The following is an 11,599-nucleotide window of genomic DNA, read 5'->3' as shown; positions in this document are numbered from 1 at the left end:
GCCGGGGATCAGTCGCCTGGTCGGCCGAACGTTCGGCCGACAACCCGACGCATTGGCCGACGAGGTCCAGCCGATGACGGCGATGCCGTGCCTCAGTGCACCGCGCCGCCGGAGAGCACGCCCCGGACGTACGCCGCGGTGCGCTCGGGTGACTCGAGATCGGCCCAGGTCAGCCGGATGCACCTCCATCCGGTGGTGCGGCAGATCTGCTCCTCCCGACGCTTCTCGGCGAGGACCGCGTCCACGACGGTCTGCCCGGGTCGGAGGTGCTCGACGTACTTGACCTTGCCGTCGAACTCGAGGAACACGCCGAGGTCCGGCCACGCGAAGTCGACTCGGCCCACGAGGGTTCCGGCCGGGGAGCGGACCTCTACCTGCGACTCGGGCATCGGGATGCCGTGGTTCCAGAACAGGCAGCGGCAGCGCGACTCGCCCACGGACTCGGCCCGAGCGTCGGCCAGGGTGATGGCGAGGTCGGTCGCGAGGGTGCCGGGGCAGAACAGGCGGGCGTCCGCGCAGACCCGCAGCTGCTGCTTGGTCGTCATCCCCAGGTGGAGGAACCAGTCGAGCACGACCACCGAGTGCTCCAGGTCCGTCGAAGCCGTGATGTCGATCGCGGTCCGGGTGGGTGAGGTCACCGGCGTCGTGTCGATCTGGAAGATCTCCTCAGGAAGGAGCGCCCCGCCGTGCTGCGCCACGCCTGCCTCACGTCGTCCTCGCCGCCCGTCGGTCCGCGTCAGGTGCACCGTCCCGACCGGGAGGTTCCAGAGAGGCGCGCCTAGCAGCGCGAGGGCACTCGTGTGCGAGAGCGCGGCGTCGCAGCGTGCGGTCCGCAGAGCTGCGCGTCCGGCCAGGACGAGACGGCCGGGTTCGTCGAGCTCTCGCCACTGCTCGCTCCCGACGTAGGCGCCGTGCCGGACCCGCTGGACGACCCCGTGTCGCACGAGACGGGTCAGGGCGTCGGGCGTGCCCCCTGCGCCGAGGAAGTCCTTGCGGAGGAAGAGGCCATGTCGATCGCAGAGGTGCTGCAGACGCGGGTCCATGGGGAAAGAGTGGTTCGGCGGCACGTGACGTCGTACCCCGGAGCCGCGTGCCTGTGGAAACCCGGCCTCGGCGAGCCCCCTGTGGACGACTGCGGCCGCACGATCGGCGCCGTACGACGACTGCCGGTCGGGCAATGCGATGGCATGTCGGCTCAACGTTCACCCGATCAGGCGACTGATCCCCGGCTAGCCGGGGAACAGACGGTCCACCAACGAACCCCCACCCGGAGACCTCGACCCCTGGGGCTGGCTAGGCTCGGGGAGACCCAGACGACGAGAGGACCGGGAGGCCGGGGTGGCGCAGCACCACGACGACCACAGGGACGACGAGGGCGACGAGAGGGACGACGAGCAGGTCACGAGCGCGGTCACCAAGGGCATCGCGCTGGTGCTGGCGATCGCCGCGGTGATCGCCGTCGGCACGATCCTGATGGTGCGCGGGCTCGGTCTGGGGGCGACGGACACGTCCTCGGGGTCGACGGGGTCCGACCCGGTCGAGGCGCCGACGCCGCTGCCCTCGACGGCGCTGCCGGTCCCGAGCGACTCCTCGGCCCCGACGATGTCCGCCGGCCCGAGCAGGTCCCCCTCGCCGGGGTCGGGCGACATCCAGCTCAACATCAGTCCCGTGCAGGCACGGCCGATGGAGCGGATCAACCTGACGGGTGACTACCCCGGCAACGACAACGTGACCCTCGAGGTCCAGCGCTTCTCCGACGGCACCTGGACCAACTTCGGGGTGCAGGCGCCCGTGCGGGTCGGCACGTTCTCGACGTACGTCATGACCGGGCGCAGCGGCGAGAACCGTTTCCGGGTCTTCGACCCCGCGAGCGGCAAGGGCAGCAACGTCGTCCTGGTCACCATCGGCTGACCTGGCTCCACGACGCAACGAGGACCGGGCCCGGCGTGAGCCGGACCCGGTCCTTCGTCGTGCGGCCGGTGCTCGGTCGCGGTCCGACCAGGGTCAGTCGGGGATGTAGTCGAACTCGTCGGGGTTGGGGCCGGTGCGACCCTCCTCGCCCTTGTCGAGGCCGCTGATGGCCTGGACCTGGGCGTCGGTGAGCTCGAAGTCGAAGATCTCGAAGTTCTCCTTCATCCGCTCGGCCGAGGACGACTTGGGGAAGATGATGTCGCCGCGCTGCACGTGCCAGCGCAGGGTCACCTGGGCGGTGCTCTTGCCGAGCTCGTCGGCGATGCCCGAGATGGTCTCGTCCTTGAGGACGCCGCCCTGGGCGATCGGCGACCACGCCTCGACCAGGATGCCGGCGTCGCGGCTCGCGGAGCGCGCGGCCTCGTTGGTGAAGAACGGGTGCACCTCGATCTGGTTGACCGCGGGGACCACGTCGGTCTCCTGTGCCAGGCGCTCGAGGTGCGCGGGCTGGAAGTTCGAGACGCCGATGGAACGGGCGCGCCCGTCCTTCTGGAACTCGATCAGGGTCTTCCAGGTGGAGACGAAGTCGCCGTCGTACTTCGTGGGCAGCGGCCAGTGGATCAGGAACAGGTCCACGTAGTCGCCGATGGCGGCGATGGTGTCCTCGAAGGCCTTGCGGGCGGCCTCGGGCTCGTGGAAGCCGTTGTTGAGCTTGCTGGTGATGAACAGGTCGGAGCGGTCGATGCCGGAGGCCTTGATCGCCTCGCCGACGCCCTTCTCGTTGCCGTACATCTGCGCGGTGTCGATGTGGCGGTAGCCGGCCTCGAAGGCCTGGCCGGTGATCTTCGCGGTGTCCTCCGGCGGCACCTGGAAGACCCCGAAGCCGAGCTGGGGGATGGTGCGTCCGTCGTTCAGGGTCAGGTTCGGAACAGTAGCCATACCCTCTCGTACACCGATCGGGCCGGAGGTATTCCTCCGACTTCTCCGGACCGGGTCAGGCCGAGAAGCTGTTCGGGTCGCGCCAGGACCGCTCGAACGGCAGCCGCCACAGGTGCGGGGCGATCAGCTGGTGGATCCGGTTGGGGCCCCAGGAGCCCTGCGGGTAGGGGCGTACGACGGGCGGGTTCTCGAGCAGCGGCGTCGAGACCTCCCAGAGCCGCTCGATGCCCTCGGCGGAGGTGAACAGCGTCCGGTCTCCCCGGGCGGCGTCGTAGATCAGCCGCTCGTAGGCCTCGAGCACGGCGCCGGCCCACCCGGTCTCGTGCATCGCGAACTGCATCGAGAGCTTGTCGAGCTTCATGCCCGGCCCCGGGCGCTTGCCGTAGAACGACAGCGACATCTTCGACTGGTCGGCCAGGTCGAAGGTCAGGTGGTCGGGGCCGTTGTCGCCGACGCCCGAGCCGCCGGGGAACATCGAGCGCGGGGGCTCGCGGAAGGCGATCGAGATGATCCGCGCCCCCTCGGCCATCCGCTTGCCGGTGCGCAAGTAGAACGGGACGCCGGCCCAGCGCCAGTTGTCGACGTAGCACTTGAGGGCGATGAAGGTCTCGGTCTCGGAGTCGTGGGCCACGCCGTCGATGTCGCGGTAGCCGATGTACTGGCCGCGCACGACGTCGTGGGGCTCGATCGGCAACATCGAGCGGAAGACCTTGTTCTTCTCCTCGCTGATCGCGTGGGGCTCCAGCGCCGTCGGGGGCTCCATGGCGGTGAAGGCCAGGACCTGGAACAGGTGGGTCACCACCATGTCGCGGTAGGCACCGGTGGACTCGTAGAAGTTGGCCCGCTGGGCCAGGCCGAGCTCCTCGGGCACGTCGATCTGCACGTGGCTGATGTGGTTGCGGTGCCAGATCGGCTCGAAGAGGCCGTTGGCGAAGCGGAAGGCCAGGATGTTCTGGGCCGCCTCCTTGCCCAGGAAGTGGTCGATGCGGAAGATCTGCTCCTCGTCGAAGACCTGGTGCAGCTCGGCGTTGAGCTTCCGGGCGGACTCCAGGTCCACGCCGAACGGCTTCTCCATGATGATCCGGCTGCGCTCGACCAGGCCGGCGTCCTCGAGCTCGTGCACGACGGTCAGGGCGGCCTTCGGCGGCACGCTCAGGTAGTGGAGGCGCCGCAGCTCCTCGCCCTCGGGGAACTCCGCCTCCGCCTGGGCGACCGTCTCGCGCAGCGCCTCGGCGCCACCCTTGCCGGGGGCCCAGTGCAGCCGGCGGGAGAACTCCGCCCAGCCCTGGGGGTCGGGGCCCTCGCCGCCGTACTCCCCGATCGCCTTCTGGGTGAAGGCGACGAAGGAGTCGCGGTCGTGCTCGTCGAGCGACGTGCCGACGACCTGGACCTCGGTCAGCAGGCCGGACTGGAACAGGTGCAGCAGACCGGGGAGCAGCTTGCGCTGGGCCAGGTCACCGGTGGCACCGAACAGGACGACGGTCGTGGGGGTCGGCATGGGACCAGCCTGCCGCGCCCGGGGCCGATTGGAAACTTCCTCGCACATTTGTTCACGCGACGGGAACAACCCCGAACGTCACCCGGTTGGACCCACCGTGCAGACTTGAGCGAGATCGACTCAAGTTGTTTGACAGCCAGGTGGCACGGCCAGCACCCTGGACGCCGCCCGTCACGACGGGCCCACATCTCTCCTCAACTCATCACGACCCCTACTCACGGAGGTAGCACCAGCATGGCACGAGCAGTCGGTATCGACCTGGGCACGACGAACTCCGTCGTCTCCGTCCTCGAGGGCGGCGAGCCCACCGTCATCGCCAACGCCGAGGGCGCCCGCACGACCCCGTCGGTCGTCGCGTTCGCCAAGTCCGGCGAGGTCCTGGTCGGCGAGGTCGCCAAGCGCCAGGCCGTCACGAACGTCGACCGCACCATCCGCTCCGTCAAGCGCCACATGGGCACCGACTGGAAGCAGAAGATCGACGACAAGGACTTCACCCCCCAGCAGATCAGCGCGTTCGTGCTGCAGAAGCTGAAGCGTGACGCCGAGGCCTACCTCGGCGAGACGGTCACCGACGCGGTGATCACCGTCCCGGCGTACTTCTCCGACGCGCAGCGCCAGGCCACCAAGGAGGCCGGTGAGATCGCGGGCCTCAACGTCAGCCGCATCGTCAACGAGCCCACCGCGGCCGCGCTGGCCTACGGGCTGGACAAGGGCGACGCCGACCAGACCATCCTCGTCTTCGACCTCGGCGGCGGCACCTTCGACGTGTCCCTGCTCGAGATCGGCGAGGGCGTGGTCGAGGTCAAGGCCACCAGCGGTGACAACCACCTCGGTGGTGACGACTGGGACCAGGCGGTCGTGAACTGGATGGTGAAGAAGTTCCAGGGCGGCAACGGTGTCGACCTGAGCAAGGACAAGATCGCCCTCCAGCGCCTCCAGGAGGCCGCGGAGAAGGCGAAGATCGAGCTGTCCTCCTCCAGCGAGACCACCGTGCACCTGCCCTACATCACCCACGGCGAGTCCGGCCCCCTCCACTTCGAGGAGAAGCTGACCCGCAGCGAGTTCCAGAAGCTCACCGCCGATCTGCTCGAGCGCACCAAGAAGCCCTTCCAGCAGGTCCTCAAGGACGGCGGCGTCGACGTCTCCAAGATCGACCACGTCGTGCTCGTCGGCGGCTCCACCCGGATGCCGGCCGTCACCGACGTCGTCAAGAGCCTGCTCGGCGGCAAGGAGCCCAACAAGGGCGTCAACCCCGACGAGGTCGTGGCCATCGGCGCCGCGCTCCAGGCCGGTGTCCTCAAGGGCGAGGTCAAGGACGTGCTGCTCCTCGACGTCACCCCGCTGAGCCTGGGCATCGAGACCAAGGGCGGCGTGATGACCAACCTGATCGAGCGCAACACCACGATCCCGACCAAGCGCTCGGAGATCTTCACCACCGCCGACGACAACCAGCCCTCGGTCGAGATCAAGGTCGCCCAGGGCGAGCGCCAGATGTGGGCGCAGAACCAGCCGCTCGGCAACTTCGAGCTGACCGGCCTGCCCCCGGCCCCCCGCGGCGTCCCGAAGATCGAGGTCACCTTCGACATCGACGCCAACGGCATCGTGCACGTGTCCGCCAAGGACCAGGGCACCGGCAAGGAGCAGTCGATGACGATCTCCGGCGGCAGCGCGCTGTCGAAGGACGACATCAACCGGATGGTCCAGGACGCCGAGCAGTACGCCGAGGAGGACGCCAAGCGTCGCGAGTCCGTCGAGACCCGCAACCAGGCCGACTCGCTGGTGTACTCGACCGAGAAGTTCCTGGCCGAGAACGGCGAGAAGCTGCCCGAGGACGTCAAGACCGAGGTCCAGGGCGACGTCGACGAGCTCAAGAAGCTCCTCGAGGACCCCGAGGCCGACAACGCGGCCCTGACCGCCGCCATCAGCAAGGTCGGCGAGTCGAGCCAGAAGATGGGCGCCGCGATGTACGCCGCCTCGGCCGAGGAGTCCGCTGCCGAGGGCGCCACCGACGGGAGCACCGCCGGTGCCGCCGAGGGTGACGACGACGTCGTCGACGCCGAGATCGTGGACGAGGACGGGCCCGAGAAGGGCGAGTCCAAGTGACGGCTCCCGACGACGGCCCGGTCGACGGGCAGCAGCCCGAGCAGTCCGGCCAGCCCCGGGAGCCCCGCGACGCGGGTGCCCCCGGGGCCCCCGGGTCGGGCTCCTTCGGTGACGCCGCCGGCGCCACCACCGAGGACGGCGAGGTCGAGGCCGGCGCTGCCGGCGCCGACCCGTCGGTCCCGGACGCGGCGTCCGAGGGCGGCGACCCCGTCGACGCGGCCGCGCAGGCGGCCGCCGACGAGGTGGCCCTGGCCCGGACCGAGCTGGCCGAGCGCACGCTGGACCTCCAGCGGCTGCAGGCGGAGTTCCTGAACTACAAGCGCCGCGTGGACCGCGACCGCGACCTGGTCCGGGAGAACGCCACCTACAGCGTGCTCAGCAGCCTGCTGCCCGTGCTCGACGACATCGACCGGGCGCGCGAGCACGGCGAGGTGGAGGGCGGCTTCAAGGCCGTCGCCGACTCGCTGGACCGCGTGGTCGGCGGTCTCGGGCTCACGAAGTACGCCGCCTCGGGCGACCCGTTCGACCCCACGCTGCACGAGGCCCTCATGCACGGCCACAGCAGCGAGGTCACCACCACCACGGTCGACGTGGTCGCGCAGGCGGGCTACCGCATCGGCGACCGGGTCGTGCGGGCCGCCAAGGTGACCGTGCTCGACCCCGAGCAGTAGGACGGGCCGCAGGCCCGCTCCACGTCCGACCCGCCGTACCCCGAGAGGAGGGATGACCCGTGGCGACCAACGCCGACTGGGCGACCAAGGACTTCTACCAGGTCCTCGGTGTGCCCAAGGACGCCGACCAGGCGGCCATCAAGAAGGCCTACCGCAAGCTGGCGCGGGAGAACCATCCCGACAGCAAGCCGGGGGACCAGGCCGCGGAGAACCGCTTCAAGGCGGTCGCCGAGGCCTACGACGTGGTCGGGGACGCGACCAAGCGTGCCAAGTACGACGAGATCCGCTCGCTCCAGGCCTCGGGCGGACCCGGTGGCTTCGGGGGCGGCTTCGGCGGCCAGGGGCAGGGTGCGGGCGGGTTCGACGTCTCGGACCTGCTCGGCGACCTGTTCAACCGCGGCGGTGGCGGGGGCGGCTTCGGGGGCGGACGCACCCGGGCCCCCCGCCCCGCCAAGGGTGCCGACCTCGAGACCGAGACGACCCTGTCGTTCGAGGACGCCGTGGGCGGCACCACCATCAGCCTGCGGCTGAGCTCGGACGCCCCGTGCCCGACGTGCTCGGGCACCGGCGGCAAGCCCGGCACCCGCCCGCACGTCTGCCCCACCTGCGAGGGCGCCGGCGTGGTCGTGGGCTCGGTCGGCGGTGGCTTCTCGATGAACGAGACCTGCCCCGAGTGCGCCGGCCGACAGCTGGTGTACGACGACGCCTGCCCCACCTGCCACGGGTCGGGTCGCGGGCAGTCGCGGCGCACCCTGTCCGCGCGGATCCCGGCCGGGGTCAAGGACGGCCAGCGGATCCGGCTCAAGGGCAAGGGCGCCGCCGGCGAGAACGGCGGCCCCACCGGTGACCTCCTGATCACCGTGCACGTGCGCACGCACCACCTCTTCGGCCGCAACGGCGACCACCTCACCCTGGAGGCCCCCGTGGCCTTCGACGAGGCGACCCTCGGGGCGGAGATCCGGGTGCCGACGCTCGGCGGGTCCCCGGTGACCCTGCGGATCCCGGCCGGCACCCCCAACGGTCGCGTTCTGCGCGTGCGCGGTCGCGGCGCCACCCGCAAGGACGGCTCGCGGGGCGACCTGCTGGTCACCGTGGTCGTGCAGGTGCCGGCCGAGCTCGACGAGGCCTCGCGCGCCGCCGTCGAGTCCTACCGCGAGGCGCGGGGGTCGCAGGACCCGCGCGCCGCTCTCTTCGCGGCCGGGGCCTGACGTGGCCCCGGCGGCGGGCGGCCGGTCCGGCGGCGGCAGGGGCGACCGGGTCCCGGGCCCCACGGTGCCGGTCTACGTCATCAGCGTCGCGGCCGAGCTGACCGGGCTGCACCCTCAGACCCTGCGCCAGTACGACCGCGTCGGGCTGGTCTCGCCGGGTCGCACCGGCGGCGGCGGGCGACGCTACTCCCTGCGCGACATCGAGCTGCTTCGTGAGGTCGCCGAGCTGACCGCCTCGGGCATCGGCCTGGAGGGCGTGCGCCGGATCCTCGAGCTCGAGCACCAGGTCGCGGCCCTGCGTGCGCGCAACGCCGAGCTGCGCGGGCAGGTCGCCGAGCTCCGCGACGCCCTCGAGGTCACCGCCGCCACCCTGCGCGAGCGGCGTCCCAACCTGCCGGCGATCCGTCCGTCGGGCTCGCTGGCGCCGTTCCGCCCGCCGTACGACCCCTGGCGCTGACCTCGGGCCCAGGCACGCGCGTGGGCGTGGGCCGCGCCTCGCCCGATGGACGCGGAACCGTCCCGGGATCTCTCGTCCCGGTGTGCGGGCGTGCACCGAGCCGTTAGTGTCGGCGACGGCTCGGCGGGACCGGGCCGCGGCACGGGAAGGGCGGGGTGTGTCGATGACGGCGCTGGCGATCGACTGGTTCTTCCAGCGCGCCGACTGGTGGCACCTGCTCAGCGTGCCCGTCTTCACCGGCGTCGTCGGCTTCCTGATCAACTGGACCGGCCTGCTGATGCTGTTCTCGCCGGTCGCCTTCAAGGGCGTCACCGTGCCGGGCATGCGTCAGCTCTCCCGGGTGCTGCCGCGCAAGATCCAGGAGGTGCCCGGCATCCTCCAGGGCGGCATCGGCTGGCAGGGCATCGTGCCCGCCCGGGCCGCCAAGATGGGCAGCATCGCGGTGGACAAGGCCATCGCCAAGCTGGGGACGCCGCAGGAGTTCTACCAGGAGCTCGAGCCCGACCAGATCGCCGAGCACATCGTCAACGTGTTCCAGCCCGACATGCCCGCCATGATCGAGGAGATCATGATGCGCGAGCACCCCTCGCTCTGGCGCGACCTGCCGCCGCGGGCCCGCACCGCCGTCGTCCACCGCGTGCAGGCCCAGCTCCCCGGGATCGTGCGCACGGTCACCGACGAGATCGGGGAGCACATCGACCAGCTCCTCGACCCCAAGATCATGGTGATCAACCACTTCCAGCAGCACCCCGCGCTGGTGGTGCGGATCTTCCGCGACTTCGGGCAGCGCGAGCTGAACCTGATGGTGGCCTTCGGGTTCGTCTTCGGCTTCGGGCTCGGGGTGCCGGTCGCGATGGTCGACCACTGGTTCGGCCAGTGGTGGCTGCTGCCGGTGCTCGGCGTGGTCGTCGGCTGGGTCACCAACGCCCTGGGGATGTGGCTGATCTTCGAGCCCCCGGAGCCACGGCGGATCCTCGGGATCAAGGTCCACGGGCTGTTCCTGCGCCGCCAGGACCAGGCCGCCGAGGTCTACGCCCGGATCATCGCCGACGACGTCATCACCCTGGAGAACATCGGCAACTTCCTGATGGACGGCCCGCGCGGGGACCGCACCCGCCAGATGCTGGCCGACGCGATGCGCCCGGCCATCGACGGTGCCGCCGGCCCGGCTCGCGGGGCGGTCCGGATCGCGGTGGGCCCGCGCAAGTTCGACAGCATCCGCGAGGCGGTCGCCGTCGAGGCGGTGGGGCGCACGATCGAGCCGTTCCGCGACCCGGAGTTCAGCGCCGAGCAGGCCGACAAGATCAACGCCCTGATCGCCCGCCGCACCAAGGAGCTCCCGCCGCGCGACTTCGTGGAGATGATGCGCTCGGCGATCAAGGAGGACGAGTGGATGCTCTACGCCCACGGCGCGATCATGGGCTTCGGCGGCGGGATGCTCCACCTGGCACTCTTCGGGGTGGGAGGACCGACATGAGCGACGTGACAGGCGGCCCCGCGGGCCGCGAGCCGCACGACCGGCGGGTGCCGGTCATCCGCGAGAGCGCCGAGGCTCTGCCGGGCGTGGCCCGGATCGCGGCCACCGCCGCCGCCCGGTCCGCGGCGTGGACCATCGGCTCGGGCCTGCGCTCGACCCGGCTCTTCGCCCGGGCGCTGACCGACCGGGAGACCGCCGGCGAGCTGGTCCAGGGCGTGGCCCAGGACGTCGCCGAGGCGAGCCGCACCGTCAGCGACGTCGCCCGCGCGGTGTCCTCCGGCGTGCCGCTCCCGCAGGCGCTGCGCGACGCGACGGTGTCGCTGTCCCAGGTGGTGATGGCCGAGGCGACCAGCTCGCCGGCCCCCGAGCCCGAGCAGTCCCTGCGCGAGCGCGGCGAGCGGCTGCTCCAGCGCTCGCGCGACGTGTGGAGCGAGGAGGAGGAGCACCCGGCGTACGGGCGCATCCTGGAGGACCTGGCCCCCGACGAGGCCCGGATCCTGCTCCTGCTCCTGCGCGGCGGTCCGCAGCCGTCGGTCGACGTCCGCACCGGCGGTCCGGTGGGCATGGTCAGCTCCGCGCTGGTGGCGCCCGGGATGTCGATGATCGGCGCGCGCGCCGGGGTGAGGTACGTCGACGAGGTGCCGGCGTACCTGAACAACCTGTTCCGGCTGGGCCTGATCTGGTTCAGCCGCGAGCAGCTCGAGGACCCGATGGAGTACCAGGTCGTCGAGGCCCAGCCCGACGTCCTGGCCGCGATGCACTCCGTGCGCTTCGCCAAGGTGGTGCGTCGCAGCATCCACCTCACGCCCTTCGGCACCGGCTTCTGCCGCACCTGCCTGGCCGACCCGGAGGAGTCCGCGTCGCTGCCGGTGCACCAGATCCCCGAGGACTGAGCCGGCCCGAGCGGTCTCGGCTCAGCCGCCCGGCGTCATCGAGGACATCGCGACCTGGGCGTCGACCCACACCCAGACGTACCACAGCGCCACCGTGGTGGGCGCCGCGAGCAGGAGCCCTGCGCCGCGGCGGCGGGTGCCGGGACGCACCAGCCGGACCAGCCCGAGAACGGCGACCAGGGCGGGGCCGGCGTACAGGACCGTGAGCGCCAGCCGGTCCGGCACGTGCTCGTCGGCCCAGGGGAACCCGTAGAGCACGGCGAACACGACGACGTTCGGAACCAGGCCGGCGGCGAGGCCGCGCCAGAAGCCGTCCCCCGGCGCGCTGGTCGCCACCTGCTCGTGGCCCTGCGTGGGGGCGGGGGCCCCTGGTGGGTCCGGGGGCAATCTGGGAAGATCCCAGAGTTGAGGGGAACAGACTCAACTTTGAGTGCGTTCCACC

Annotated in this window: 11 protein-coding genes; 7 read left to right on the top strand and 4 right to left on the bottom strand. The window is 71.3% G+C overall.

The window, feature by feature from the left end; translation table 11 throughout:
- Positions 1-92 precede the first annotated feature (92 nt).
- Positions 93-1,043, bottom strand: coding sequence for a type IV toxin-antitoxin system AbiEi family antitoxin domain-containing protein (locus tag ACYVDA_RS00180; RefSeq protein WP_460813506.1), 951 nt, complete (start codon positions 1,041-1,043; stop codon positions 93-95).
- 295 nt (positions 1,044-1,338) lie between these two features.
- Here ACYVDA_RS00180 and ACYVDA_RS00175 point away from each other — a divergent pair, with 295 nt between their 5' ends.
- Positions 1,339-1,911, top strand: a complete 573-nt coding sequence (locus tag ACYVDA_RS00175; protein WP_460813504.1) for a hypothetical protein — start codon at positions 1,339-1,341, stop codon at positions 1,909-1,911.
- Positions 1,912-2,004: 93 nt separating this feature from the next.
- On the opposite strand, the gene ACYVDA_RS00170 is transcribed toward ACYVDA_RS00175, so the two are convergent.
- On the bottom strand, positions 2,005-2,850 hold the full coding sequence (locus ACYVDA_RS00170) for an aldo/keto reductase (RefSeq protein WP_460813502.1): 846 nt from the start codon (positions 2,848-2,850) through the stop codon (positions 2,005-2,007).
- Positions 2,851-2,905: 55 nt separating this feature from the next.
- Positions 2,906-4,348, bottom strand: a complete 1,443-nt coding sequence (zwf, locus tag ACYVDA_RS00165) for a glucose-6-phosphate dehydrogenase (RefSeq protein ID WP_460813499.1) — start codon at positions 4,346-4,348, stop codon at positions 2,906-2,908.
- Positions 4,349-4,582: 234 nt separating this feature from the next.
- Between zwf and dnaK the strand changes: the two genes are divergently transcribed.
- From dnaK to ACYVDA_RS00135, 6 genes are all read left to right on the top strand, one after another.
- A complete protein-coding gene (gene dnaK / locus ACYVDA_RS00160; RefSeq protein WP_460813497.1) occupies positions 4,583-6,451 on the top strand; it encodes a molecular chaperone DnaK in 1,869 nt (622 codons plus the stop codon).
- On the top strand, positions 6,448-7,122 hold the full coding sequence (grpE, locus tag ACYVDA_RS00155) for a nucleotide exchange factor GrpE (RefSeq protein ID WP_460813495.1): 675 nt from the start codon (positions 6,448-6,450) through the stop codon (positions 7,120-7,122). Before dnaK ends, grpE begins: the two co-directional genes overlap by 4 nt.
- Before the next feature lie 59 nt (positions 7,123-7,181).
- On the top strand, positions 7,182-8,330 hold the full coding sequence (dnaJ, locus tag ACYVDA_RS00150) for a molecular chaperone DnaJ (RefSeq protein ID WP_460813493.1): 1,149 nt from the start codon (positions 7,182-7,184) through the stop codon (positions 8,328-8,330).
- A gap of 1 nt (position 8,331) precedes the next feature.
- A complete protein-coding gene (locus ACYVDA_RS00145) occupies positions 8,332-8,787 on the top strand; it encodes a heat shock protein transcriptional repressor HspR (protein WP_460813490.1) in 456 nt (151 codons plus the stop codon).
- Between the two features lie 163 nt (positions 8,788-8,950).
- Positions 8,951-10,264, top strand: coding sequence for a DUF445 domain-containing protein (locus ACYVDA_RS00140; RefSeq protein ID WP_460813487.1), 1,314 nt, complete (start codon positions 8,951-8,953; stop codon positions 10,262-10,264).
- Positions 10,261-11,157: an Abi-alpha family protein gene (locus tag ACYVDA_RS00135; protein WP_460813485.1), complete on the top strand. Its 897-nt coding sequence runs from the start codon at positions 10,261-10,263 to the stop codon at positions 11,155-11,157. The genes ACYVDA_RS00140 and ACYVDA_RS00135 overlap by 4 nt, the downstream gene beginning before the upstream one ends.
- 21 nt (positions 11,158-11,178) lie before the next feature.
- Here ACYVDA_RS00135 and ACYVDA_RS00130 read toward each other — a convergent pair whose 3' ends face one another.
- Positions 11,179-11,493, bottom strand: coding sequence for a hypothetical protein (locus tag ACYVDA_RS00130; RefSeq protein WP_460813483.1), 315 nt, complete (start codon positions 11,491-11,493; stop codon positions 11,179-11,181).
- Between the last annotated feature and the right edge of the window lie 106 nt (positions 11,494-11,599).

The organism is Nocardioides korecus, from assembly GCF_054778395.1.
Note: the sequence above shows the minus strand (reverse complement) of the source record. Positions and strands in the feature narration are given on the sequence as shown.

What these genes read in the sequence shown, in the direction of transcription:
- ACYVDA_RS00180 (WP_460813506.1), bottom strand. Translation starts at nt 1,043, where the DNA reads ATGGACCCGCGTCTGCAGCACCTCTGCGATCGACATGGCCTCTTCCTC.
- ACYVDA_RS00170 (WP_460813502.1), bottom strand. Translation starts at nt 2,850, where the DNA reads ATGGCTACTGTTCCGAACCTGACCCTGAACGACGGACGCACCATCCCC.
- zwf (WP_460813499.1), bottom strand. Translation starts at nt 4,348, where the DNA reads ATGCCGACCCCCACGACCGTCGTCCTGTTCGGTGCCACCGGTGACCTG.
- dnaK (WP_460813497.1), top strand. Translation starts at nt 4,583, where the DNA reads ATGGCACGAGCAGTCGGTATCGACCTGGGCACGACGAACTCCGTCGTC.
- ACYVDA_RS00140 (WP_460813487.1), top strand. Translation starts at nt 8,951, where the DNA reads ATGACGGCGCTGGCGATCGACTGGTTCTTCCAGCGCGCCGACTGGTGG.
- ACYVDA_RS00135 (WP_460813485.1), top strand. Translation starts at nt 10,261, where the DNA reads ATGAGCGACGTGACAGGCGGCCCCGCGGGCCGCGAGCCGCACGACCGG.